Source organism: Agromyces sp. H17E-10 (assembly GCF_022919715.1).
Taxonomy (GTDB): domain Bacteria; phylum Actinomycetota; class Actinomycetes; order Actinomycetales; family Microbacteriaceae; genus Agromyces.
Map to the genome: position 1 here is coordinate 763,063 of NZ_CP095042.1, position 26,526 is coordinate 789,588.

The following is a 26,526-nucleotide window of genomic DNA, read 5'->3' on the forward strand; positions in this document are numbered from 1 at the left end:
CTACTCGGCGATCTCGCGACCGGTCGCGGTGGCGATCTGCTTCGCAGCGTCGTCGAGCGCCTGCTGCGGGTCGGCCCCGTTCAGCACGGCGGCGACGACCGCGTTGGCGACGATGTCGCTCGCCTCGGCGTTGTCGGTCGTGAACGTGATCGGCGGGATGTTCGCGGTCTGTTCGGCGAAGAGCTCGTAGACGGGCTGGCCGTCGAAGTACTCCTGCGGCGTCGCGAAGTACTCGCCCTGGAGGGCCGGCAGGTAGGACGGGAAGAGCCCCTCGTTCTCCATCATCGACGCCTGGTTGTCGGCGTCGGCGAGCACGAAGTCGATGAACGCCGCGGCGAGCTGCGGGTTCTTCGCCTGCGTCGGGATCGCGAGGCCCGAGCCACCGCTGTTCGACGTGCGCACACCGCCGTCCTCGAACGCGGGCAGCTCGGTCACGCCGTAGCTGCCGCTGAGCTCGGGGGCGTCGCCCTGCAGGGTGCCGATCCACCAGACCGCCTCGGGCGTGACCGCCGAGTCGCCGTCCTTGGCGCTCGTGACGCGGCCGTCCCAGCCGTCGACGTTCTTGAGCAGGCCCTTCTCGTTGATCGTCTGCAGCAGCGTGAGCGCCTCGACGGCCTCGGGCGAGTTGACGGTGATGTCGCCGTTCTCGTCGAACAGGCCCTGGCCCTGCTGCTGCAGCAGCATCTGGAAGCCGCCGCCCGTCGAGACATCCTGCGACATGAGCGTGTGGCCGGTCTTCGCCTTGATCTGCTCGCCCGCGGCCACGAGGTCGTCCCACGTCTCGATCGTGGTCGGGTCGATGCCCGCCTCGTCGAAGTAGTCGGCGCGGTAGAAGAGGCCGACCGTGCCCGAGTCCCACGGCACGACCTTGAGCGCGCCGTCGGCGTCGGACTGCGCCTGCCACTTGAACGGGTCGAAGTCGGCCTCGTCGTCGCCGAAGGCGGGCGTGAGGTCGACCAGGCCGGTCGGGAACTCGTTGATGTACCCGGGGGCCCGGTCGGTCTCGACCGTGACGACGTCGGGCAGGCCGCTGCCCGCCTGGAGGCCCACCGAGAGCTTGTCGTAGGCGTTGTCGTAGCCGACGTCGACGACGTTGATCTTCGTGCCGGGGTGCTCGGCCTCGAACTCGGGCGCGAGCCGCTCGAGCGCGGTCGCGGCGACGTCCCACGACCAGATCGTGATCTCGCCGTCGACCTTCGCGTCGGGGTCGAGCACGACCTGGCTGCCGGTCGGCTGGCCGCCGCCCATCGCGCAGCCGGCGAGGAGTGCCGCGGCGCCGAGGGCCACGACGGGGGCGAGCAGGGTGCGTGACTTCATCTGGACTTCCTTGTCTGTTGTGAATGATGGTTCGTGTCCGTCGGTCGAGCAGGCGCGCAGCGCCGTATCGAGACCACGGATGCCGCGGGCGGTGGTCTCGATACGCTCCTTCGTCGCTACTCGACCGACGCCGAAGCCGAGAGCTCGACCGCGAGGTCGATGAACAGGGCCGCCGACCAGCCGAAGGCCGTTGTGGCCGTCGGCGCCTTCTCTCCCGTCAGCGGGTTGAAGTACTCGTGCGGCCCGCCGCCGTGCACGACGAGCGCGACGGTGCGTTCGGCGAGGTCGTGCGCGAGGTGGTCGCGCCCCGAGGCCCGCAGCCCCTCGATGATGAGCCGATTGGTGTTCACCCACACCGGCCCCCGCCACATCCGCGTCGCGGAGAAGTCGGGGTCGGCGGCCGAGACCGTCGGCACCGACCAGGGCAGGGCGTATCGCTCGGGGTCTCCGAGCGCCTCGATCAACGCGTCGAGCACCGGCTCGGGCAGCGCTCCGGTCAGGAGCGGCATGAAGCCGACGATCGCGTCGCTCGCGACCGCCGCACCCGCGGCGCGGGCCTCGAACCGGCCGGATGCCTCGTTCCAGAGTCCGAGCAGGAGCTCGAGCGTGCGGGCGGCGCGCTCTCGGTGGGCGGCCGGGTCGCCCGCGGCATCGGCGCCGTAGCGCTCGGCGAGGCGGGCGAGCTCGAGGTCCTGCAGCACGAGGTACGCGCCGAGGTCGGGCGCGGTCGTCGGCAGCGGGCCGTCGAAGATGGGGCTGTCGTCGAGCCCCGAGGAGTACGGGTGCCCGTACTCGGGCATGCCGTCGCCGTCGAGGTCGCTGCCGGCGAACCACCAGTCCTGCGACCGGCGGATCGTCGCGAGCTGCTCGCGCGCCCAGTCGGGTGCGTCCTCGGCCTCGAGCACCTTCGCGAGGGCCCAGGCCGCGAGCGGCGGCTTCGTGAGCGGCACGGGTGCGTTCGGGTCGGCGATCTGCGACCCCGCACGCCGCAACCGGTCGCGGTCGGCCTGCGGCAGGTCGTCGCTCGTCGCGAGTACGCCCTCTTCGTGCACGACGTCGGGCAACTGCCCGTTCTCGCTCGGATAGCGGAACGCGATCTCGAGCTGCTCGCGCGCGAGCGCCGGGTCGCCGTGTCGCAGGCCCATCGCGATGAAGTACGCGTCCCACTGCCAGACGCCGACGTAGCCGATCTTCGACGGCACCACGCCGCGCGCGTCGCCGAGCCCGGGCAGCTCGACGATGTTCGCGCCGAGCACCCACCAGCAGAACGCGGCCATCTGCTGCAGGTCGTCGCGCACGATCGGGCACTTCGCGAACCAGTCGGCCCAGAGGGCCTCGGTCGCTTCGAGATCGGTTCGGTGCGAGATGGATGCCTCGTGGTCGACGCCGCGGTCGGAGCCGATGCGCAGCCGCACCGAGGGCGCCTCCGGCGTGAGCTCGACCCGGGTTCGCGCTCCGTCGGGGGTCGTCCACTCGACCGAGAGACCGTCGATCGAGTCCTCTTCCGCCGGTCGAGTAGCGCGCGACGAAGGAGCACGCGTATCGAGACCCTCGCTGCGGTGGTCTCGATACGCTCCTTCGTCGCTACTCGACCGACCGAGGCCGATCGACAGCGCACCGGGCCCGGCGAACGTCAGCGTCGCCGCTCCCCCGCCGAACTCGATCGCGTGCGGCAGCACCGCCGTCACGGGCAACGCCGACCCCGAGGCATCCCGAACCGTCAGTTCGTCGATGACCCGGCAGTCGTCGAGCCAGCGCTCGTACTCGGACGTGTGCACCCGAAGGCTCGAAGCAGGGGTGACGACGCCCCCACGCTCGACGACCTCGGAGCGATCGGCCCGGAACACGAGCACGCGCGAGCGCGGCAGCGTGAACGGGGCCTGCACGAGGTCGAGGTGGCGACCGGCGAGGGCTGCCAGGTTCTCGGGGGTGATCTCGATACGCTCGCTGGCGCTCGCTGCTCGACCGGCCAAGATCATCGTCCTCCCAGTCCCGAGGCGGCCATGCTGTTGAGGATGCGGCGCTGTCCGATGACGAACACGATGAGCATCGGAATCGTCGAGATCGCGCTGGCCGCCATCACGAGGCCGTAGTTGATCGAGCCGAACTGGCCCTGGAAGCTCGTGAGCAGCAGCGGCACCGTGAACAGGTCGGGCGTGTTGAGCAGCACGAGCGGGAACAGGAAGGCGTTCCAGACACCGAGCGAGGTGATGATCGCGAGGGCCGCGAGACCCGGCTTCAGGTTCGGCAGCACGACGCTCCAGAAGATGCGCCAGCGGCCGGCGCCGTCGACGAGTGCAGCCTCCTCGAGCTCCTTCGGCAGGCTCAGCACGAACTGGCGCATGAGGAACACCGCGAAGGGGTTCGCGAGCAGGGCCGGCACGATGAGCGAGAGGTGCGAGTCGACCCAGCCGAACGACGACATCAGCAGGTAGAACGGGATGAGCGTCACCTGCGCGGGGATCATCTGCGTCGCGAGGAAGACGATGAACAGCACCCGGCTGCCCTTGAACGGGATGCGGGCGAACGCGTAGCCGGCCATCGACGCCGTGATGAGCGTGCCCACCACGACGAGCACCGCGATGTAGATGCTGTTGACGTACGCCTGGCCGAACGGCACGGCGTTCCACGCCTCGACGTAGTTGTCGAACGTCCAGGGTTGCGGCAGGAACGAGAGCGGATCCTGCAGCAGCTGCGGCAGCGTCTTGAACGACGTGAGCAGCATCCAGATGAACGGGAACACCATCGAGATGCCGGCGATGATGAGCACGATGTGCAGGATCGTCGAGCCGAGCCGGCGCTTGCCCCCGCCCGTGCGCGCACCGGTCGGACGCGGCGCGTAGCCGGGCGCGCTCATGGCGACGGTCGAGTCGGTCGGCGGGGCGACCGAGCCGTCGGCGAGGCTGGGATTCGTGAGACTCATGCGGGGTCGTCCTCGTAGTGCACGAACTTCTTCTGGGCGCCGAACTGGATCGCGGTGATGATGAGCGTGAGGATGAGCAGGATGATGCTCGCCGCGCTCGACGGTCCGAACTCGAACCGCCCGAAGCCGAGGTCGTAGATGTGGTAGACGATCGTACGGGTCGCGTTGTCGGGCCCACCGCCCGATACGAGCACGTAGACGATGTCGAACGTCTGCAGCGACGAGATGAACGCCACGACCGACGAGAAGAAGACGATCGGCGACAGCAACGGCAGGCGGATGGCCGTGAAGAGCGTCCACGGGCCCGCGCCGTCGATCCGGGCCGCCTCGATCACCGAGGGCGAGATGTTCTGCAGGCCCGCGAGGAAGATCACCACGTTGAGGCCGAGCGACGCCCAGATCGCGACGATGCAGACCGCGAGCAACGCGAGCTTCGGGTCCTGCAGCCAGTCGGGCGGGGCGATGCCGAAGATCTTCGAGATCGCGGTCGACAGCACGCCGTCGGAGCGGAACATCTGCTGCCAGATCATCGCGACCGCGACGGTCGACGTGACGACGGGGGCGAAGAACAGGATGAGGTAGAGCGTGCGCGTCTTCAGCTTCTCGAGCGCGACCGCGATGATCACCGCGAGGCCGAGGCCGACGGGCACCGTGATCACCGCGATGATCAGGGTGTTCAGGATGGAGCGCCACAGCAGGTCGTCCTGGAACTGCGCGGTGAAGTTCTCGAAGCCGACCCAGGTCAGTTCGCCCAGGCCGTCCCAGCTCGTGAAGGCGAGCACGAGGCTCGCCGCGAACGGCAGCACGACGAAGAGCACCATGCCGATGAGCTGGGGCGCGACGAAGACGAATCCCCAGCGCCGGTCGCGGCGGCGCCACGCCGACTCCTTGCGGAGCTGGCGCCGGGGCGGAGCGGATGCCGCAGGGAGGTCCTGCAGCATCCGCTCGCCGGAAGCGATCTGGCTCACGCTTACTCGCCCTGCTTCTCCGCGACGAGGTCGGCGGCGGCGTCGAGCGTCTGCTGCGCGTCGGCCTTGCCCTCGTAGAGCTTCTGGAAGAGCTCGCTGATGTCGGTCGCGAGGCTCGGGATCGCGGCCTCGGCCGGGTAGTCCTCGAAGCCGATGTCGCGCATCTCGAGCATCGTCTTGGCGTGCTCGGGGTAGTCGTCCTCGAGCACGACCTCGTCGGCGCCCTTGATCGAGGGCACGGCGTTGCCGCCGCCCGCGAGGCGGAACTTCTGGCCCTCGGCGGAGAGGAACTCGGTCCAGAACGTGAACGAGGCGTCCTTCGACTTCGTGTTCTCGTTCATCGCGAGGAAGCTCGTCGCGACACCCGTCGGCGCCTCCTTGCCGTCGGGCGTGGGCCACCGGACGATGTCGACCTGATCGGCGGTGCCGGCGGCCTCGACGGTGCCGATCGTGTACCGGCCCTGCACGAAGAAGCCGGCCTTGCCCGTGACGAAGAGGCTGTCGGCGCCTGCACCGTCGGGCAGCGTGTCGGCGACGACGAACTTGCCGTCCGCGAAGTAGTCGCCGAGCGTCTGCACGTCGGCGACGGTCTGCGGGTCCTCGTTCGCGATGAAGGCGCCCGACTCGTCGTACGGGGCCGGGTCGCCCTGCGACGACAGCCAGCTCCAGTGGGTCGCCCAGTAGTTCCAGAAGAGCGTGCCGGCGACGCCATTGGCCTTCAGCTCGTCGTTCATCTCGAGGAACTTGTCGGTCGTCCACTCGCCGTTCTCCGCGAGGGTCGCCGGGTCTTCGGTGATGCCGGCCGCCTTCAGCGTCTCCTTGTCGTACCAGAGCACGTCGGGGTTCGCGTCGTTCGGTGCGGCGTAGTATTCGCCGTCCTTCTCGGCTGCGCCGAACAGGCCCGGGAAGAAGTCGTCGGGCTTCGTCTGGCTGTCCTTCGAGTTCATGAGCTTCGTCATGTCCATGAGTCGGCCCGAGTCGACGAACTGCCCGATCTGGTCGTCGCCGACGTAGAACACGTCGGGCGCCGTGTTGCTCGCGAGCTGCGCGAGCAGCTTGGAGTGGTAGTCGCCGTAGCCCGCGACCGGCTGGAACTTCACCGTGATGTCGGGGTGACGCTTCATGAACTCCGCGTTGAACTCCTTGTAGCGGGTCAGCTCATCGGCCGAACCCCAGGTCGACCACACCACGGTGTTCTTGTCATGCGCACCTCCCCCGCCGCTGCACGCCGCGAGTCCGATCGCGACGGCGCTCGCAGCACCGATCGCCAGCAGGCGCCTCATCTTCGAGTTCGAGCGGGCCATTCCGCTACCTCTTTCGTCATTGCAGGAGGGGCCGGCGATGAGCCGGCGTGAGGGGGATTGCTCGTCATTATTCTGTATACAAAACTCAATCGCGTCAAGGTGTGCGAGGTCACGAACGCGCAACGGGGCGAACCGGCGCTCCCGAGAACGACGGATGCCCCGTGGCCGGGTCGGCCACGGGGCATCCGTTTCGTGCTGGGTGAAGCCGGCTACACGCTCGCCGGCAGCTTCGCCGCCACCAACTCCGCGATCTGCACGGCGTTCAGCGCCGCGCCCTTGCGGAGGTTGTCGTTCGAGACGAAGAGCACGAGACCCTTGCCCTCCGGCGCCGACTGGTCCTGGCGGATGCGGCCGACGTAGCTCGGGTCGGTGCCGGCGGCCTGGAGCGGCGTCGGCACCTCGCTCAGTTCGACCCCGGGCGCCTCGGCGAGCAGCTCGGTCGCCCGCTCGGGCGTGATGGGGTTCGCGAACTCCGCGTGGATCGACAGCGAGTGACCGGTGAACACCGGCACGCGCACGCACGTGCCCGCGACGAGCAGGCCGGGCAGCTCGAGGATCTTGCGGCTCTCGTTGCGGAGCTTCTTCTCCTCGTCGGTCTCGAGGTCGCCGTCGTCGACGATCGAGCCGGCGAGCGGGATCACGTCGAACGCGATCGGCCGCGGGAACTTCGCGGGCGCCGGGAGCTCGACCGCCGAGCCGTCGTGCACGAGGTTGATCGCGTCCTGCGCGACCGCGGCCTTGGCCTGCTCGAGCAGTTCCTCGCCGCCGGCGAGGCCCGCACCCGAGACCGCCTGGTAGGTCGCGACGATGAGACGCTCGAGGCCGGCCTCGTCGTGCAGCACCTTGAGCACGGGCATCGCGGCCATCGTCGTGCAGTTCGGGTTGGCGATGATGCCCTTCTTGGCCTCGTCGATCGCGTGCGGGTTGACCTCGCTCACGACGAGCGGCACCTCGGGGTCCATGCGCCAGCCGCTCGAGTTGTCGATCACCGTCACGCCGGCCGCGGCGAAGCGGGGCGCCTGGGCCTTCGACAGGGTGGCACCGGCCGAGAAGATCGCGAGGTCGAGCCCCGTGGGGTCGGCGGTCGAGGCGTCCTCGACGACGATGTCCTCGCCCTTGAACGGCAGCGTCGTGCCGGCCGAGCGCGCCGACGCGAAGAAGCGGATCTGCCCGACCGGGAAGTCGCGCTCCTCGAGCAGTCGCCGCACGACCGCACCGACCTGGCCGGTGGCGCCGACGACGCCGATGTTCACACCATTGCTCATGTCACCCTCTTGCTCTTCGAGTTCATTTCAGTTTGCAGGACATCGGAGGCGGCTCCGGCAGGATTGCGCGAATCCCTCCTGAATTGGCAGCTTTCTCAGCAAACGGGGCGGGATGCCGCGTGGCGGCCGACGTCCGCTGGAGTGGCAGGGCTTCGACTCGCGTACGACGACCACCCCGGGGCATCCGTCTCGCTAGCGACCCGTGCCGCCGTGCACGACCGCGTCGTCGTCGCCGTCGAGGTCGAACGCCGTGTGCACCGCACGCGCCGCGGCGTGCACGCTGTCGGCGCGCGTCACGACCGAGATGCGGATCTCGCTCGTCGAGATCATCTCGATGTTGATGCCCGCTTGGTACAGCGCCTCGAACAGCTTCGCCGATACACCGGCGGCCGAACGCATCGCATTGCCGACGAGCGAGAGCTTGCCGATCTGGTCGTCGTACTGCAGGGCCTCGAAGCCGATCGCGTCCTGCGCGCCGGCGAGCGCCGTGAGCGCCTTCTCGCCGTCGGCCTTCGGCACCGTGAACGAGATGTCGGTGCGGCCGGTCGCCGCGGCCGACACGTTCTGCACGATGACGTCGACGTTCGCGTTCGTGCCCGCGACGATCTTGAAGATCTTCGCCGCGGCGCCCGGCTTGTCGGGAACGCCGACGACCGTGATCTTCGCCTCGGACAGGTCGATCGCGACACCGGCGATGACGGACTCTTCCACAGCTGCTCCTTCGGGAAGACGCGAGGGGTCGTAGACGATCGTCCCCTCGTTGTTGTTGAACGACGAACGCACGTGCAGGGTCACGCCGTGGCGGCGTGCGTACTCGACGGCGCGGATGTGCAGGACCTTCGCGCCCGATGCGGCGAGCTCGAGCATCTCCTCGCTCGTGATCCGGTCGAGCTTGTGCGCCTTCTTCACGACGCGCGGGTCGGAGGTGAAGACGCCGTCGACATCGGTGTAGATCTCGCAGACGTCGGCGTCGAGCGACGCGGCGAGCGCGACCGCGGTCGTGTCGCTGCCCCCGCGGCCGAGGGTCGTGATGTCACGGGTGTCGCGGTTGAAGCCCTGGAACCCGGCGACGATCACGATCGCCCCCTCGTCGAGCGCCTCGCGGAGGCGCACGGGGGTGACGTCGACGATGCGGGCGGCGCCGTGCTGGGCGTCGGTGATCATGCCGGCCTGACTGCCGGTGAAGCTGCGCGCCTCGTGGCCCATGCTCTTGATCGCCATCGCGAGCAGCGCCATCGAGATGCGCTCGCCGGCCGACAGCAGCATGTCGAGCTCGCGCGGCGCCGGGATCGGCGTGACCTCGTTCGCGAGGTCGAGCAGCTCGTCGGTCGTGTCGCCCATGGCGGAGACCGCGACGACGACGTCGTTGCCCGCCTTGCGCGTCTCGACGATGCGCTTGGCGACCCGCTTGATGCTCTCTGCATCGGCGACGGACGACCCGCCGAACTTCTGCACGATCAAGCTCACGGGGCCTCCAGGGGGTTCTGGGCGCGCGCGGGCCGACGGGCCCGTCGTCGGATTGCTTCATCATACGGCGGCGCGCATGCGCGCCCCGCCATGTGACGTCAGCCGTCGGACGGGCGGGCAAGGCGGTCGGTCGAGTAGCGCAGCCCCAGTGGTCGAGGAGCGAAGCGTATCGAGACCCCGCCCCCGCCTCCCGCCTACTCGCTGTGGTCGCGCGCCATGTACCACTCGGTGAACTCGGTGGCGCGCCCGTCGGGCGCGAACCGGATCACCCACAGGTTGAGGTAGTCGCGCTCAGCCGGGTACTCGGTGCGGCCCTGCACGAAGGCGAGATCGGATGCCTCGTGCAGGGGCTTCCACTCGAACGACCATTCGCCGTCCTGGTCGGCGTGCTCGAGCCAGCCCGCGACGATGCCCTCGTGCCCGCGCAGCGGTTCGGCGTCGGGCGCGAGCAGGTAGACCGCGTCGACGGTGAAGAGGGCCCGGATGTCGTCGGGGTCGTTGCTGCGCCAGGCCCGCACGTAGCCGTCGACCCAGTTCGAGGTGCGATCGGATGCCGGTTCGTTCGTCGTCTCGCTCATGACCCCGGTCTACGCGAGCCCCATGCGTGCGTCAACCGCCGATCGGTCGAGGAGGCGCGCAGCGCCGCATCGAGACGGTGACGGGTCTCGATACGCTTCTTCGTCGCTGCTCGACCACCGGTGCGTGCGACATCAGCCGACGACGCGACGCCCCTCGAACGCGCGGCCGAGGGTGACCTCGTCGGCGTACTCGAGGTCGCCGCCGACGGGAAGGCCGGAGGCGAGCCGCGTGACCTTGATCTCGAGCGTGGTGAGCAGTCGGCTGAGGTAGGTGGCCGTCGCCTCGCCCTCGAGGTTCGGGTCGGTCGCGATGATGACCTCGGTGACGGAGCCGTCGGCGAGCCGCTGCATGAGCTGGCGGATGCGCAGCTCGTCGGGGCCGATGCCGTCGATCGGGCTGATCGCGCCGCCGAGCACGTGGTACAGCCCGCGGAACTCGCGGGTGCGCTCGATCGCCACCACGTCTTTCGCCTCCTCGACGACGCAGATGTACGACGGGTCGCGCCGAGGGTCGCGGCAGATCGAGCAGGTCGACTGCTCGGAGACGTTGCCGCAGATCTCGCAGAACCGCACCTTGTCGCGGATCTGCAGCAGGATCTCGGCGAGCCGCGAGACGTCGAAGTGCTCGGTCTGCACGATGTGGAACGCGATGCGCTGGGCGGACTTCGGCCCGATGCCGGGCAGCCGGCCGAGCTCGTCGATCAGTTCTTGGACGATGCCTTCGTACACGGGCTACGCACGCTCCCCGAACCCGCGACCGGGCACTTCGATCTCTTCGAGGAAGGTCGCGCCGAGCACCTCGCGCACGACCGCCTCGCCGTACCGCTGGATGCCGCCGTCGGTGGTCGACGCGGCCGGTCGCGGTCGGCTCGGCGCCGACGCGCGTGCCGCGACGGCGGGCTCGGCCGACGCCGAACGCGGGGCGACGGGCGGCGCGGAGTCGAACGACTCGGGCTCAGGGCCCGGGTCGAATGGCGGCTCGTCGTCGGCGGGCGGCGCATCAGCGTCGTCGGGCACGTAGTCGGGCACGTCGCCCGCAGCGACCGGACGGGCAGCGGCGGAGACGGCCGTCGCCGTCTGCCGTGTCGTCTGCTCGGCAGGCGTGGATTCGGGCCGCTCGGCGAGCGCCGTCGCGGTTCGGGCGGTCGGCGTGACGGAGGCTGCGTCGGTGTCGCCTTCGGGATCGCGGGGAATGGCGACGGTCGCCCAGGAATCGACGGGACCCGACGGTGCCGACGCCCCGGCGCTCGTCGTGCTCGGCGCCAGGTCCGCCGCCGAAGTCGACTCCGACGCCGAGGTGCCTGACCGGGTCGCCCCCGTGGCGCCGGCTGCGGTCGCCGGTGCGGCGACGGGAGTCGTGCCGGCGTCTCCGGCCGGACGCGAGGGCGGCGCCGACGGCGTCTCGGGCCGAGCTGCACCACCCGGCCCGCCGCCGCCGATCACCCGAGGGATGAACTTGACCGTCACGCCGAGCACCTCGTCGATCGCCGCACGAAGCAGCTCCGCCGAGTTCTGCGATCCGGTGCCGCTGCGCAAGCCCTCGACGTCACCGGCGCTCGTGAAGCCGAGCACGAGGACTGCCTCGTCGGTACGGTACTCGAGCACCTGCGCGGTCAGCGCGGCCATCCACGCGGTGCGCTTCTTGCGCTGGAGGACGTTGAGCACCTCGGGCCAGGCGTCGCGCATCTGCTGCACGGTGATCGGCCCGCTCGGCCGCGTGAACGCCGGCGCCGTCGGAGAGGCGTCCGCCGTCGCACGCGCGGTCGGCGGTTCGGCGGCAGCGGCCGATGCCTCGGCAGCGGCAGGTGCCTCGGGAGCCGCGGGTCGCTCGGCGGCCGCGCGCTGCTCGGGCATGGCGGCCTCGAGCACCTCCGCCACGCGGGCGGGTTCGGCCATCGGCTCCGCGCCACGCGACGGACGTGCCGGCTCCGCCGCAACGCTCGCCGCGGCGGGTCGAGCGGGCGAATCGGCCCGACGTGCGCTCTGATCGACCGTCTCGGTCGCGGCCGCGGGACTCGCTGCCGCTCCCCCGGCGCCGACCTGGCGCTCAAGCCGCTCGACGCGTGCGAGTGCCCCGCGCGCGGTGTCGTCGCTCGCGGGCACGAGCACGCGGGCGAGCATGAGTTCGAGGTGCAGGCGCGGCGAGGTCGCCCCCGTCATCTCGGTGAGCGTCTGGCTGACGAGGTCGGCGACGCGCGACAGCTCGGCGGGGCCGAACGCCCGCGCCTGCACGGCCATGCGGGCGAGCTCGTCTTCGGGCACCCCGCGCAGCACCGCGGCGGCGGCCTCGGGCGTCGACGCCGCCACGACGATCAGGTCGCGCAGGCGCTCGAGCAGGTCCTCGACGAAGCGCCGCGGATCCTGCCCGGTCTGCACCACGCGGTCGGCCGCCGCGAACGCACCGGCGGCGTCGTGCGAGCCGATCGCGTCGATCACCTCGTCGAGCAGGGCGCCGTGCGTGTAGCCGAGCAGGGCGACGGCGCGCTCGTAGTCGATGGCCGAGCCCTCGGAGCCCGCGATGAGCTGGTCGAGCAGCGACAGCGTGTCGCGCGGCGACCCGCCGCCGGCTCGCACGACGAGCGCGAGCACGCCCGGCTCGACCGAGATGCCCTCTTCGTTGCAGAGCTGCTGCACGTACTCGAGCATGGGTGCCGGCGGCACGAGCCGGAACGGGTAGTGGTGCGTGCGCGAGCGGATCGTGCCGAGCACCTTGTCGGGCTCGGTCGTCGCGAAGATGAACTTCACGTGCTCGGGCGGCTCTTCGACGATCTTGAGCAGCGCGTTGAACCCGCCCGAGGTCACCATGTGCGCCTCGTCGATGATGAAGATCTTGTAGCGATCGCGCGCCGGCGCGAAGATGGCGCGCTCGCGCAGGTCACGGGCGTCGTCGACACCACCGTGGCTCGCGGCGTCGATCTCGACCACGTCGAGCGACCCGCCACCACCACGGGAGAGCTCGATGCAGCTCGGGCACACCCCGCACGGAGCATCCGTCGGCCCTTCAGCGCAGTTGAGGCAGCGCGCGAGGATGCGCGCGGACGTCGTCTTGCCGCACCCGCGCGGGCCGCTGAAGAGGTACGCGTGATTGACCCGATCGGTGCGGAGCGCCGTCATCAGCGGCTCCGTCACCTGGGACTGGCCGATCATCTCGGCGAACGTCTCTGGCCGGTAGCGGCGATATAGGGCGGTGACCACGCATCAATCGTAGTTGCCGCGTCCGACACGGCATCCGGATGCCTCGGGCGTACGATGCACGGACGGAAGGAGCGTGATCACGGTGACGACGATGACCCCGGCTCAGCTCGAGAGGTTCCAGGCCCGGCTGCTCGCCGAGCGCGCCGACGCCCAGGAGCGCGCCGCAGAGTTCGACGACCAGATGAGCGAGGTGCGCCACGCCCGCTCCGAGGCGAGCGCCGACGACGAGCACGACCCCGAGGGCCCGACGATGACGCAGGAGTGGTCGCAGCGCACCGCCGTGCTCGCCGACGTGCAGTCGGAGCTCGCCGAGATCGACCACGCGCTCGCCCGCATCGCCGACGGAACCTACGGCGTCTGCGCGAGGTGCGGCAAGCGCATCACCGTCGCCCGCCTCGACGCCCGTCCGACCGCGACGCTCTGCATCGACTGCGCCCGCCTCGAGCGGTGACGAGGCGGGTGCCCGGCGATCCTCGCCGGGCACCCGCCACCGATCTCAGGAGCGAGCCGAGCGGCGACGCACCACGAGCAGCATCCCGAGCCCGAGCAGGAGCACCCCGCCGCCGAGTGCGAGCGGACCGATCAGGTCGATGCCCGTCGCCGCCATGCCGCCGGACGGCGCGCCCGGCGTGGGCGCCGGGGTCGGCGTCGGCTGGTAGGTGAACGCGTCGGGCAGGTTCGCCTCGCCGCACTGCTCGCTGCCGACGACGGTGATGTCGACGACTCCCGTGCCCGCCGGGGCCACCGCGACGATCGTGCCGTCATCGACCACCTCGAACGAGGTCGCCGGGGTGTCGCCGAAGAGCACATCGGTCGCGCCGGTGAAGCACTGGCCGGCGATCGTGACCTCGGTTCCGCCTGCGGCGGGTCCCGTCGGAGGCTCGACGTCGTCGATCGCCGCCGGCAGATAGGTGAACTCGAGCGGGCCGCTCGCGCCGCCCGGCGTCGTGACCACCACGTCGACCGCCCCGGCGGCGTGCGGCGGGGTGACGAACGTGATCTCGGTGTCGCTCACCTGGGTGAACGGCACCTCAACCCCGTCGACCGTCACTTCCGAGGCATCCCCGAGATCGGCGCCCGTGATGGTGACGACCGTGCCGCCGCTGGCGGGCCCCTCGTCGGGGGCGAGGCTCGTGAGCGCCGGAACGGCGACGAACGTGAACGGCAGCGCGTTGCTCTCGCCGCCGACGGTCGTCACGACGACATCGGCGGGGCCGGCCACGTGCGCCGGGGTCACGAACGTGATCTCCGTGTCGCTGACCTGCGTGAACGGCACGGGGACTCCGCCGATCGTCACGCCGGTCGCGTCACCGAGATCGGTGCCGGTGATCGTCACGGCGGTGCCGCCCGCGATCGGCCCCGCGTCAGGCTCGAGGGCGTCGAGCACGGGAGCCGGTACGTAGGTGAACGGCAGCGCGTTGCTCGCCCCGCCAGGAGTGGTGACGACCACGTCGACCGTGCCGGCGGCGTGCGGCGGAGTCGTGAACGTCACCTCCGTATCGCTCACCTGCGTGAAGGCCACCGGCGCTCCGTCGACCGTCACCCCCGACGCGTCCGCGAGATCGGAGCCGCTGATCGTGACGAGCGTGCCGCCCGCCGTCGGTCCTTCGTCGGGCGAGAGGGTGTCGAGGCCCGCGGCGACGATGTAGAGGTACGGCAGCGCGTTGCTGTCGCCGCCCGCCGTCGTCACGACCACGTCGGCCGTCCCCGGGATGTGTGCCGGGGTCGTGAAGGTGATTTCGGTGTCGCTCACCTGCACGAAAGGCACCGGCACCCCATCGATCGTCACCTCGGTCGCACCGCCCAGGTCGGTTCCCGTGATCGTCACCGGCGTCCCGCCGGCCGACGGCCCCTGGTCCGGCGCGAGGCCGGTGAGGATGGGCGCCGGCACGTACTCGAACGGCAGCGCGTTGCTGGCACCGCCTGCGGTCGTCACGACCACATCGACCTCACCCGCGGCGTGCGCCGGGGTCGTGAAGGTGATCTCCGTGTCGCTCACCTGCGTGAAGGCCACGGGCACCCCGTCGACGGTCACGGCGGTGGCGCCGCCGAGTGCGGTGCCCGTGATCGTGACGGGCGTTCCACCGGCGACCGGGCCGGCGTCCGGCGCGAGAGCGGTGAGGACCGGTGCCGCCACGAACGTGAACGGCAGCGCGTTGCTCGGTCCTCCCGCGGTCGTCACGACCACGTTGACCGCTCCGGCCGCGTGGGCCGGCGTCGTGAAGTCGATCTCGGTTCCGCTGACCTGGCTGAACGCCACCGGCACACCGTCGACCGTCACCTCGGTCGCTCCCGCGAGGTCGGTGCCGGTGATCGTCACCGGGGTACCGCCCGCTACGGGGCCCTCGTCGGGGTCGAGGAGCGTGAGCACCGGCGCCGGCACGTACGTGAACGGCAGCGGATTGCTCGACCCGCCGGGCGTCGTCACGACGACGTCGACGGGGCCGGCTGCGTGCGACGGCGTCTGGAATGCGACGGTCGTGTCGTCCACCTGGGTGAACGGCACCGACACCCCGCCGATGGTGAGCTCCGTCGTGCCACCGAGGTTCGTGCCCGTGACGGTCACGATCGTGCCCCCCGCCGTCGGGCCCTCATCGGGCACGAGCGCCGTGATCGCCGGCAGTGCGACGTAGGTGAACGGCAACGCATTGCTGTCACCGCCCGGCGTCGTCACGACTACGTCGACCGCACCCGCGACATGCGCCGGCGTCGTGAAGGTGATCTCGGTGTCGCTCACCGGCGTGAACGCCACCGGCACACCATCGACCGTGACCTCCGTCGCACCGCCGAGGGCCGTACCCGTGATCGTCACCGGGGTGCCACCCGCCACCGGGCCCGCGTCCGGGTCGAGACTCGTCAGCGCCGGCGTAGCGAAGTAGGTGAAGGTGAGCGGCCCGCTTTCGCCACCGGGGGTGCTGACGATGACGTCGACCGGCCCCGCGGCATGCGGTGGCGTCGTGAACACGATCATCGTGTCACTCACCGGGGTGAAGGGCACGGGGACGCCGTCGACCGTCAGCTCGGTCGCACCGCTGAGCGCGGTACCCGTGACGGTGACGATGGTTCCACCCGCAATCGGGCCCTGATCGGGATCGAGCGCCGTGAGCGTGGGCACGTCGTAGTACGTGAACGGCAGGGCGTTGCTCTCACCGCCGCCCGTGGTCACGACGACGTCGACCGCGCCGGCCGCGTGGGCCGGTGTCTCGAACGTGATCTCCGTGTCACTGACCTGGGTGAACGGCACCGGCACCCCGTCGACCGTGACCTCGGTCGCCCCCGCGAGGTCGGTTCCCGTGATCGTCACCGGCGTGCCGCCCGCGACCGGACCCGCGTCAGGATCGAGGGCATCGATCACCGGGCCGGGGAGGTAGGTGAACTCGAGCGGGTCGCTCGCACCGCCGGGCGTCGTCACCACGACGTCGACCGGTCCCGCCGCGTGCGGCTCGGTCGTGAACGTGATCTGCGTGTCGCTCACCTGCGTGAACGGCACGGACACCCCGTCGACCGTGACCTCGGTCGCACCGCCGAGCGCGGTGCCGTCGATCGTCACGAGCGTGCCGCCCGCAGCCGGACCCTCATCAGGGGTGAGGCTCGTCAGCACCGGCATGTCGAAATAGGTGAACGGCAACGCGTTGCTGTCCCCGCCCGGCGTCGTGACCACCACGTCGACCGGGCCGGCCGCGTGGGCCGGTGTCTCGAACGTGATCTCCGTATCGCTCACCTGGGTGAACGGCACCGACACCCCGTCGACCGTGACCTCGGTCGCCCCCGCGAGGTCGGTTCCCGTGATCGTCACCGGCGTGCCGCCCGCGACCGGGCCCTCATCGGGCGTGAGCGCCGTGAGCGCCGGCGCCGGCACGTAGGTGAACGTGAGCGGATCGCTCTCACCGCCCGGAGTCGTGACCGTGACATCCACCGGTCCCGCCGCGTGCGGCTCGGTCGTGAACGTGATCTGCGTGTCGCTCACCTGCGTGAACAGCACGGACACCCCGTCGACCGTGACCTCGGTCGCACCGCCGAGCGCGGTGCCGTCGATCGTCACGAGCGTGCCGCCCGCGGTCGGCCCCTCATCGGGATCCAGCGACGTCAACACCGGCACATCGAAGTACGTGAACGGCAACGCGTTGCTCTCACCACCGGGCGTGGTCACGACCACGTCGACCGCGCCGGCCGCGTGGGCCGGTGTCTCGAACGTGATCTCCGTATCGCTCACCTGGGTGAACGGCACCGACACCCCGTCGACCGTGACCTCGGTCGCACCCGCCAGGTCGGTGCCGGTGATCGTCACCGGCGTGCCGCCCGCGACCGGACCCTCATCAGGGGCCAACGCCGTCAGCACCGGCGCCGGCACGTAGGTGAACGGCAGCGGATCGCTCTCACCGCCCGGAGTCGTGACCGTGACATCCACCGGCCCCGCCGCGTGCGGCAGGGTCTCGAACGTGATCTCCGTGTCACTCACCTGCGTGAACGGCACCGACACCCCGTCGACCGTCACCTGCGTCGCACCACCGAGCGCGGTGCCGTCGATCGTCACGAGCGTGCCACCCGCGGTCGGCCCCTCATCGGGATCCAGCGACGTCAACACCGGCACATCGAAGTACGTGAACGGCAGCGCGTTGCTCGGCCCGCCCGCGGTCACGACGACCACGTTCACCGGACCCGCGGCGTGGGCCGGCGTCTCGAACGTGACCTCCGTGTCGCTCACCGGGGTGAACGGCACCGACACCCCGTCGACCGTGACCTCGGTCGCACCCGCCAAGTCGGTTCCCGTGATCGTCACCGGCGTGCCGCCAGCGACCGGGCCCTCATCAGGGGCCAACGACGTCAGTACCGGCGCCGGCACGTAGGTGAACGGCAGCGGGTTGCTCTCACCGCCCGGCGTCGTCACGATCACATCGACCGTGCCCGCCGCGTGCGGCGGGGTCTCGAACGCCACCGTCGTGTCGTCCACCTGCGTGAACGGCACCGACACCCCATCGATCGTCAGGTCCGTCGTACCCGCGAGGTCAGTACCCGTGACCGTCACGATCGTGCCACCGGCAGTCGGACCCTCATCGGGTGCGAGCGTGACGATCGCCGGCACGTCGTAATACGTGAACGGCAGGGCGTTGCTCTCGCCGCCGCCCGTGGTCACGACGACGTCCACCGCACCCGCCGCATGCGCCGGCGTCTCGAACGTGATCTCCGTGTCGCTCACCTGGGTGAACGGCACCGGCACCCCGTCGACCGTGACCTCGGTCGCCCCCGCCAGGTCGGTTCCCGTGATCGTCACCGGCGTGCCGCCCGCGACCGGACCCGCGTCAGGATCGAGGGCATCGATCACCGGGCCGGGGAGGTAGGTGAACTCGAGCGGATCGCTCGCACCGCCGGGCGTCGTCACCACCACGTCGACCGGGCCCGCCGCATGCGGCTCGGTCGTGAACGTGATCTGCGTGTCGCTCACCTGCGTGAACGGCACCGACACCCCGTCCACCGTCACCTGCGTCGCACCGCCGAGCGCGGTGCCGTCGATCGTCACGAGTGTGCCACCCGCAGCCGGACCCTCATCAGGGGTGAGGCTCGTCAGCACCGGCACATCGAAGTACGTGAACGGCAACGCGTTGCTCTCACCACCAGGCGTGGTCACGACCACGTCGACCGGGCCGGCCGCGTGCGCAGGCGTCGTGAACGTGATCTGCGTGTCACTCACCTGCGTGAACGGCACCGACACCCCGTCCACCGTCACCTCGCTCGCACCCGCCAGATCGGTGCCGTTGATCGTCACCGGTGTGCCGCCGGCGACCGGACCTGCATCAGGATCGAGGTCGGTCAGCACCGGCGCCGGAATGTACGTGAACGTGAGCGGATCACTCTCACCACCGGCAGTCGTGACCGTCACGTCGACGGGACCGGCGGCATGCGCCGGGGTCGAGAACGTCACATGCGTGTCGTCGACCTGCGTGAAGCCGACGGAGGCGCCGTCGACGGTCACCGCGGTCGCGCCGGCGAGGTTCGTGCCCTCGATCGTGACGAGCGTGTTGCCCGCCGTCGGTCCTTCGTCAGGGGTGAGCGTCGTGAGCACCGGCGCCGGCACGTAGGTGAACGGCAGCGGCCCGGAAACCCCGGCGGGAGTGGTCACGACCACGTCGACCGTGCCCGCGGCGTGCGGTGGCGTCGTGAACGTGATCTGCGACGCGCTCACCTGGTTGAACGTCACGGAAGCTCCACCGATGGTGACGGCCGTCGCATCGCCGAGCGCGGTGCCGTCGATCGTGACGAGCGTGCCGCCGTCCGTCGGCCCTTCGTCGGGTGTGAGCGTCGTCAGTACGGGGGCGACGAGGTTCGGGCCGACGAGTGCACGGGCCAGGTCGAGTTCGAGCAGCTCCGGCACGATCGTCGTGGGCAGCAGGCTCAGTCGCAGTGCCGTCTCCTGGAAGACCTGGCCTGCAACACCGGGTGAGGGCTCCTGCACGTTCGCGAGCAGCGAGACGAGGGTGTTGATGAGCAGCAGCGCGGGGTTCAGGTCGTCGATGACCGGGTTGAGCACGTCGTTCGTCAGCGTGGTGAGGAAGGTGCCGAGTGCACCGGTGTCGGGGTCGATCACCGCGTCGACGATCGGGCCGAGGGTGCCGAGCACGACGGCCGGCGTGAGGCCGGTGATGGGCAGCACGCCCAGAGCGGTGATGCCGACGGTCGCGGTGCCGTTCGCGATCTGCAGCAGCGTGCCGGTGACCGTCACGTTCACGAGGGGAACGAGGCCGGCCGCGTTCACGTTGACGTTCACGCTGACCGCCGCGTTGTTGAGCGCATTGGTCACCGCCGCGTCGAGGTCGTCGACGAGTCCGTCGATGAGCCCGGCAACCTGCGTCGTGACCTCGGTGAGCACTGCGCTCGAGAGCAGCTCGGTGCTCGGGTCGAGCGAGTTGAGCCCGCCCACCAACTGATCGAGGTCGAGCGTGATGGTGCCGTCCTCGAGGTCGATCACCACGCCGCCGCCGGAGTCGAGCGGCACGGCGAGCACGCCGTCGACCGCGGCCTGCAGGTCGACCGTGACGGTGGCGGAGGCGGTTCCGAGTCCGCCCACGGCGAGCACGCTGTCGACCGCCGAGAGCACGCCGTCGACGAGCGACCCGTCCGGTCCGGCGAGCCCGTCGACCGCGGTGTCCAGGTCAGCGACGGCAGCGTCCACCGTGCCGGTGATGCCCTCGACGATCGGGCTGTCGACCACGACCGTCGCACTCGCGATCTCGTAGTCGCCCACGGGCACTCCGCCTTGGGTTGCGGAGGCGTTGGCGCTGATGGCCCCGAGGGTCACGTCGAGGTCGGAGATCGTGGCGGCGAACTCCGGGCCGAGAAGGTCGGCGAGGTCGATGCTCAGGGGTCCGGGCGCGACGCCGGGGGCGGGCGTGATCCCGGTGCCGATCGCGCCGGAGTCGGAGATGAGCCCCGAGGCGCCGATCGAGGAACCGTCGGTCTGCGCGCTCGCATACTGGCCGACGACGCCGGCGTTCGCGAAGTTCAGCGGAATCTGCACCCCGCCGCCGATGTCGACATTGAGCAGGGAGAGCGCCGTGAGATCGAGGTTCGTCGAGTTCGTCTCGGGCGTGACGCCGTCGCTCGACGCGGTCTCGCCGTCGATGCCGGCGATGGCGCTGAGGTCGACGAAGTCGAGCAGCGACCCGGAGAGGAACTGCCCCTCGGCGTATGACGAGTCTCCCGGCGCGGCCTGTGCCGAGATCGCGCCGCCCCCGGCGGTCAGCGCGACGACGCCGACCGCGGCGAGCCAGCGAATCGCCCGCCTCCCCCGCGGGTCGGCTGCCCGGTGTGCGCCGCGGCGCTTCCGGTCGGTGGCAATGCGGGCGCGCGCGAACGGCATATGACGTCCCCCCAGAAGTCAGCTGCGACGCCCCCCGCGCCGCATGCGCTCAATGTATGGCGACCGAGCGTCCCGCGGTAAGGGGATGACTCGAAATCACCCCCGAATGGGGGTCATTCCATCGAAGCCAGCCCACGGAACGATCGCAGGTACAGCGGCGACGACGCGAGCACCAGATACAGCGCGGCGCACGCCACCAGCGTCGGCACGAGTCCCGCCTGCTCGGCCGCGAGACCGCCGAGGAACGCGCCGAGCGGCATGGTCGCCGCCACGCCGGCCGTCGTCACCCCGAACACCCGGGCGCGCATGCCGTCGGGGATCAGGGCGTACATGGCCGTCGAGATCATCGGATTGATCGCTCCGGCCGCGAACCCCGACAGGGCGAGCACGGGCAGCAGCACCGGTGCGGGCGCCCCGAGGGCCATCGTCAGGTACGGCACGGTGCCGGCGACCATGAAGCACGCCGCGAACAGGGCGCGCCCCGAGAACCGGTGGCCGACGGCCCCGAACACGATCGATCCGGTGAGGGCGCCGGCCGCGAAGCACCCCATCATGAATCCCAGTTGGGCGGGGTCGCCGAGCACGTCGGTCGCGTAGAGCGGCTTGAGCACCGTCATTCCGGCGGCGTCGATCGCGTTCGTGAACGTGACGAGCAGCACGATCGAGCGCAGCAGCGGCGAGGATGCCACGAAGCGGAGCCCCTCCATGAACCCGCCGGTGCCCGTGGCCGAGGGCTCGGGACCGGCGGCGTCGACGACGCCCGGAAGCGCCGTGGACCCGCCGTCGGTCGCCGGCACCACGTGGGCGGCCGGTTCCGCCGCCCGCACACGGTCCCAGCGCGGGATGAGCCCCGCCACGAGCAGCGCCGAGACCGCGAAGCCCGCCGCGTCGATGTAGAGCGCGGGCATCGGCCCGAGCAGTGCGACGAGCGCGCCCGCGGTGCCCGCGCCGAGCATCATCGCCGAGCGCTCGACGGCCGACTGCGCGCCCGCCGCACGCTCGATCGGCCAGCGGGCGAGCGCAGCCAGGTCGGGCGTCATCGACGTCTTCGCGGTGTCGCCGGGCGGGTCGAGCAGCCCGCCGAGGAAGACGAGGGCGAGCAGCACGGGGAACGGCAGCCCGACGGTCGCGTGCAGCACCGGGATCGCGAGCACCGTGACCGCGCTCGCGAGGTCGGCGACGATCGACGAGACGCGGTAGCCGAACCGGTCGACGAGCACGCCGCCGAAGGCGCCCCCGATCACGAGCGGCACGGTCGCGAACACGCCGACGACACCGGCGGCGAGCGGCGACCCCGTCTGCTGCAGTGCGATGATCGGCAGGGCGACGAGCGCGATCGCGTTGCCGCCGCGCGAGAACAGCGCCGCAGCGAGGTTGGCCAGCAGCGGGATGCGACGGCGCGGCGTCTCGACCGAGCCGGCGGGGGTCGACGCGGCGTCTCGCGCCCCGCGAGCGGCCTCGGTCGCGGCATCCGCCTCGATCGACGCATCGCCGGCGGCGACCTCGACGCTCATTGCTCGGTCCTCGGGAAGGTGTGGGTGATCCAGCGCACCGCTCGGGTGCCGGGCCGGGGCTCGCGACCGACCGCCCACCACTTGTCGCGCACCGCGGCGAGGTCGGCGGTGAGCTCGCGGAACTCGTCGAGGGTGAGCTGCGCCCCGCCGTCGCTCGAGTCGGAGGCGGCGATCCATTCGGGTTCGAGCGAGTAATCGGCGTCGATCGCTTCGAGCAGTTCACGGTGGTACGCGTCGACGACGGTGCGGCGCATCGCCTCTGCGGCCTCGCGGCGGTCGGGGTCGTCGAGGTAGCTCTCGGCGTTGAGGCTCGTCACCTCGTGCGCCGCGCGCCACCAGCGTTCACGCCCGTCGCGGCCGAGGTCGGGTGCGGCCTCGACGAAGCCGTGCTTCGCGAGCGTCGACAGGTGGTAGCTGATCGATCCCGACGCGGCGCCGGTCGCCTCGGCGAGCATGCCGGTCGACTGCGGCCCGTGCATGCGCAGGAGACCCAGGATGCGCAGCCGCAACGGGTGGGCCATGGCGCGCATCGCCCCCGCGTCGCGCAGGTCGATGGACTTCTCGTGCTCGCTCATACCGCCAGCGTAACTCTGCAAGAACTATTGCGCAATAGTTCTTGCAGAGTTGGCTCAGACCGCCGCGAGCGTCTGCCGGGCGATCTCGAGCTCCTCGTTCGTCGGCACGACGAGCAGCGTCACGGGCGACGCGTCGGTCGAGATCACGCGTGTCTCGCTGCCGCGAACGGCGTTGCGCACCGGGTCGAGCTCGATGCCGAGCCGTTCGAGCCCGGCGAGCGCCGCGGCACGAACCCGCACCGAGTTCTCCCCCACCCCCGCGGTGAACGAGATCACGTCGACCCCGCCGAGTTGCGCGAGGTACGCCCCGATGTAGGCCTTCAGCCGGTGGGCGTACACGTCGAGCGCGAGCGACGCGCGCTCGTCGCCGGCCTCTGACGCGTCGACCAGGTCGCGCATGTCGGCGTGCCCGCCGAGGCCGAGGATGCCGCTGCGGCGGTTGAGCAGTTCGTCGACGCCGTCCACGTCGAGTCCGGCGCGCCGCTGCAGGTGCAGCAGCACGGCCGGGTCGAGGTCGCCCGAGCGGGTGCCCATGACGAGCCCTTCGAGCGGGGTCATGCCCATGCTCGTGTCGACGGATCGGCCCCCGTCGATCGCGCAGGCCGAGGCGCCGTTGCCGAGGTGCAGCACGATCTGCCGCAGCTCCTCGACGGGTCGGCCGACGAACTCCGCCGCAGCGCGCGAGACGTAGCGGTGCGACGTGCCGTGGAAGCCGTAGCGCCGGATGCGGTGCTTCGCCGCGACGTCCCGGTCGATCGCATAGGTGTACGCAGCCGGCGGCATCGTCTGGTGGAACGCCGTGTCGAAGACGGCGACGTGCGGCACGTCGGGGAACGCCCGCTGCGCCGCCTCGATGCCCTCGAGGTTGGCCGAGTTGTGCAGGGGCGCAAGCGTCGAGAGCTCGTCGATGTTGATCTTCACGAGGTCGGTGATGACGGTCGGTTCGAAGAACCTGGCGCCGCCCTGCACGACACGGTGGCCCACCGCGACGGGCGGGTGCGCCACGAGCGACGGACCGGTCTCGGCGAAGGCCTCGAGCATCACGTCGAACGCCGCGAAATGGTCGCGCACGTCGACCTCGCGCTCACGGGTGACGGTGTCCCCTGAGCTCGGCGAAGGGGCCTCGGCGGCATCTCCTTCGCGACCCGACGTCGCCGCCACCGGCGCGACGTGCTTCGCCCGCCCTCCCCAGCGCCCGATCCGCTCGACGAGGCCCGAGGCAAGTGAGCGGCCCGAGCCGGCCTCGATCAACTGGTACTTGAGCGACGAGGAGCCCGAGTTGATGACGAGGACGAGGCTCACGAGGCATCCGCCGCCTGGATCGCCGTGATGGCCACGGTGTTGACGATGTCCTGTACGAGCGCCCCGCGGGAGAGGTCGTTCACCGGCTTGTTGAGGCCTTGGAGCACCGGCCCGATGGCGACCGCACCGGCCGACCGCTGCACCGCCTTGTACGTGTTGTTGCCCGTGTTGAGGTCGGGGAACACGAAGACCGTCGCCCGACCCGCGACCTCCGACTCGGGCAGCTTCGTACGGGCGACCGCGGCGTCGGCGGCCGCGTCGTACTGGATCGGCCCCTCGACGGCGAGCTCGGGCGCGCGCTCGCGCACGAGCTCCGTCGCCAGCCGCACCTTGTCGACGTCGGCGCCCGCGCCCGACTCCCCGGTCGAGTACGACAGCATCGCGATGCGCGGCTCGATGCCGAACTGCGCCGCCGTGCGGGCCGACGAGATCGCGATGTCGGCGAGCTGCTCGGCGGTCGGGTCGGGCACGATCGCGCAGTCGCCGTAGACGAGCACCCGGTCGGCGAGGGCCATGAGGAACACGCTCGAGACGACGTCGACGCCGGGCTTCGTCTTGATGATCTCGAACGAGGGCTTGATCGTGTGCGCGGTGGTGTGCGCGGCGCCCGACACCATGCCGTCGGCCATGCCGAGCTCCACCATCATGGTGCCGAAGTACGACACGTCCTGCACGCGCTCGCGCGCCTGCTCGAGCGTGACGCCCTTGTGGGCGCGGCGCTTCTGGTACTCCTCGGCGAAGCGGGTGACGTAGACGAAGTCGTGGTTCGAGAGCACGGTCGCGCGCGAGATGTCGAGGCCGAGCCCGATCGCGCGCGAGCGGATCTCGATCTCCTCGCCGAGGATCGTGAGGTCGGCGACGTCGCGCGCGAGGAGCGTCGCCGCGGCGCGCAGGATGCGGTCGTCGTAGCCCTCGGGCAGCACGATGTGCTTGCGGTCGCGACGCGCGCGCTCGAGCAACCCGAACTCGAACATGAGCGGCGTGACGACGTCGGGGCTCGCGATCTCGAGCCGGTCGAGCAGGGCATCGGCGTCGACGTGGTGCTCGAAGAGCGAGAGCGCGGTGTCGCGCTTGCGCTGCGACTCGGCGGCGAGGCGGCCGCGTGTGTGCGTGATCGCGAGCGCGGTCTCGTAGCTCGACAGCTCGGTGCGGATGATCGGCAGCCCGGCCTTCAGGCCCTCGACGAGTCGCACGATGTGCTCGGAGAGCGGGAACCCGCCGTTCAGCACGATGCCCGACACCGAGGGGAACGTCTGCGACGAGTGCGCCGTCAGCACGCCGAGCAGCACCTCGCTGCGGTCGCCCGGCACGATCACGACCGAACCCTCGATGAGCCGCGAGAGCACGTTCTCCATCGACATCGCGGCGATCACGACGCCGAGCGCCTCGCGGTCGAGGAGGTCGGGGTCGCCCGCGTACAGCTCGCCGTCGACGGCCTGCATGATCGTGCGCATCGACGGGGCGACGAGGAACTGGTCTTCCGGGATCGCCCAGACAGCCGCGCCGTCGGCCTCGGTCGAGGATGCCGCGCCGCCGGCGCCGGTCGCCGGGCGGGCGCCCGACACCGGCCCGAGCCCGGCCGCCCGCACCGCCGCGACGATCTCGTCGAGCCGGCCGGGGTCGGCGCGGTTGACGACGACGCCGAGAAGCGACGCGTGCTCGCGCTCGAGCTCCTCGACCGCGAGCTCGGAGAGCTGGGCGAGCTCGTCGGGCGTGCGGGCGTCGCTGTCGCCGAGTCGTTCGCTGAGCGCCCGGTTCTGTCCTTCGCCGACACGGCCGCCGAGCACGAGCAGCACGGGGGTGCCGAGGTTCGCGGCGATGCGGGCGTTGTAGGCGAGCTCGGTCGGGCTGCCCACGTCGGTATAGTCCGACCCGATGATGACGACCGCGTCGCACCGCCCCTCGATCGCCTTGAAGCGCCGCACGATCGTCGCGAGTGCCGCGTCGGGGTCGGCGTGCACCTCGTCGTACGAGACGCCGATCGCCTCGTCGTACGAGAGCGGCACGACGCCGTCGTGCGCGAGCAGCAGCTCGAGCACGTAGTCGCGTTCGGCGGTCGACCGCGCGATGGGCCGGAACACGCCGACCTTCGCGGCACGCCGGGTCAGGGTGTCGAGCGTGCCGAGCGCGACGGTGGACTTGCCGGTGTTCCCCTCGGCCGAGCAGATGTAGATGCTGTGCGCCACGATTCCCAGCCTATTCGGCGGCGCCGTCGCCCGGTCGGGAGTTCGCGGGGAGTACACCCGCGTCATCCGAATCGACC

At 70.8% G+C, this 26,526-nt stretch carries 16 protein-coding genes; 1 reads left to right on the forward strand and 15 read right to left on the reverse strand.

Going from position 1 to position 26,526, the window contains the following annotated elements; genetic code table 11:
* The 10 genes from MUN74_RS03455 to MUN74_RS03500 form a co-directional block, all read right to left on the reverse strand.
* A complete protein-coding gene (locus MUN74_RS03455) occupies positions 1 to 1,317 on the reverse strand; it encodes an ABC transporter substrate-binding protein (RefSeq protein WP_244855024.1) in 1,317 nt (438 codons plus the stop codon).
* 116 nt (positions 1,318 to 1,433) lie between these two features.
* Positions 1,434 to 3,290 (reverse strand): amylo-alpha-1,6-glucosidase, encoded by a 1,857-nt coding sequence (locus MUN74_RS03460; protein ID WP_244855025.1) that lies wholly within the window; start codon positions 3,288 to 3,290, stop codon positions 1,434 to 1,436.
* 2 nt (positions 3,291 to 3,292) lie between these two features.
* A complete protein-coding gene (locus tag MUN74_RS03465) occupies positions 3,293 to 4,240 on the reverse strand; it encodes a carbohydrate ABC transporter permease (RefSeq protein WP_244855026.1) in 948 nt (315 codons plus the stop codon).
* Positions 4,237 to 5,208: a carbohydrate ABC transporter permease gene (locus MUN74_RS03470; protein WP_244855027.1), complete on the reverse strand. Its 972-nt coding sequence runs from the start codon at positions 5,206 to 5,208 to the stop codon at positions 4,237 to 4,239. The genes MUN74_RS03465 and MUN74_RS03470 overlap by 4 nt, the downstream gene beginning before the upstream one ends.
* Before the next feature lie 2 nt (positions 5,209 to 5,210).
* Positions 5,211 to 6,512: an ABC transporter substrate-binding protein gene (locus MUN74_RS03475; protein ID WP_244855028.1), complete on the reverse strand. Its 1,302-nt coding sequence runs from the start codon at positions 6,510 to 6,512 to the stop codon at positions 5,211 to 5,213.
* 209 nt (positions 6,513 to 6,721) lie between these two features.
* Positions 6,722 to 7,777: an aspartate-semialdehyde dehydrogenase gene (locus MUN74_RS03480; RefSeq protein WP_244855029.1), complete on the reverse strand. Its 1,056-nt coding sequence runs from the start codon at positions 7,775 to 7,777 to the stop codon at positions 6,722 to 6,724.
* 192 nt (positions 7,778 to 7,969) lie between these two features.
* Complete coding sequence (locus MUN74_RS03485) at positions 7,970 to 9,244, reverse strand: aspartate kinase (RefSeq protein WP_244855030.1); 1,275 nt, start codon at positions 9,242 to 9,244, stop codon at positions 7,970 to 7,972.
* A 194-nt stretch (positions 9,245 to 9,438) separates the two neighbouring features.
* Positions 9,439 to 9,822: a YybH family protein gene (locus MUN74_RS03490; RefSeq protein WP_244855031.1), complete on the reverse strand. Its 384-nt coding sequence runs from the start codon at positions 9,820 to 9,822 to the stop codon at positions 9,439 to 9,441.
* A 132-nt stretch (positions 9,823 to 9,954) separates the two neighbouring features.
* Positions 9,955 to 10,551 carry a recombination mediator RecR gene (gene recR, locus MUN74_RS03495; RefSeq protein ID WP_244855032.1) on the reverse strand — a complete coding sequence of 199 codons (597 nt, stop codon included), beginning with the start codon at positions 10,549 to 10,551 and terminating at the stop codon, positions 9,955 to 9,957.
* 3 nt (positions 10,552 to 10,554) lie between these two features.
* Complete coding sequence (locus tag MUN74_RS03500) at positions 10,555 to 13,017, reverse strand: DNA polymerase III subunit gamma and tau (RefSeq protein ID WP_244855033.1); 2,463 nt, start codon at positions 13,015 to 13,017, stop codon at positions 10,555 to 10,557.
* A gap of 91 nt (positions 13,018 to 13,108) precedes the next feature.
* Here MUN74_RS03500 and MUN74_RS03505 point away from each other — a divergent pair, with 91 nt between their 5' ends.
* Entirely contained in the window at positions 13,109 to 13,468 is a 360-nt protein-coding gene (locus tag MUN74_RS03505) for a TraR/DksA family transcriptional regulator (RefSeq protein WP_244856338.1), read from the forward strand.
* Between the two features lie 45 nt (positions 13,469 to 13,513).
* Here the strand turns inward: MUN74_RS03505 and MUN74_RS03510 are convergent, their stop codons facing one another.
* The 5 genes from MUN74_RS03510 to pta form a co-directional block, all read right to left on the reverse strand.
* Positions 13,514 to 20,872, reverse strand: coding sequence for an IPT/TIG domain-containing protein (locus MUN74_RS03510; RefSeq protein WP_244855034.1), 7,359 nt, complete (start codon positions 20,870 to 20,872; stop codon positions 13,514 to 13,516).
* A 113-nt stretch (positions 20,873 to 20,985) separates the two neighbouring features.
* Complete coding sequence (locus MUN74_RS03515; protein WP_244855035.1) at positions 20,986 to 22,386, reverse strand: MFS transporter; 1,401 nt, start codon at positions 22,384 to 22,386, stop codon at positions 20,986 to 20,988.
* Positions 22,383 to 22,961, reverse strand: coding sequence for a helix-turn-helix domain-containing protein (locus MUN74_RS03520; RefSeq protein ID WP_244855036.1), 579 nt, complete (start codon positions 22,959 to 22,961; stop codon positions 22,383 to 22,385). The genes MUN74_RS03515 and MUN74_RS03520 overlap by 4 nt, the downstream gene beginning before the upstream one ends.
* A gap of 54 nt (positions 22,962 to 23,015) precedes the next feature.
* Positions 23,016 to 24,263: an acetate/propionate family kinase gene (locus tag MUN74_RS03525; RefSeq protein ID WP_244855037.1), complete on the reverse strand. Its 1,248-nt coding sequence runs from the start codon at positions 24,261 to 24,263 to the stop codon at positions 23,016 to 23,018.
* Positions 24,260 to 26,449, reverse strand: coding sequence for a phosphate acetyltransferase (gene pta, locus MUN74_RS03530; protein ID WP_244855038.1), 2,190 nt, complete (start codon positions 26,447 to 26,449; stop codon positions 24,260 to 24,262). The genes MUN74_RS03525 and pta overlap by 4 nt, the downstream gene beginning before the upstream one ends.
* Positions 26,450 to 26,526: the final 77 nt, after the last annotated feature.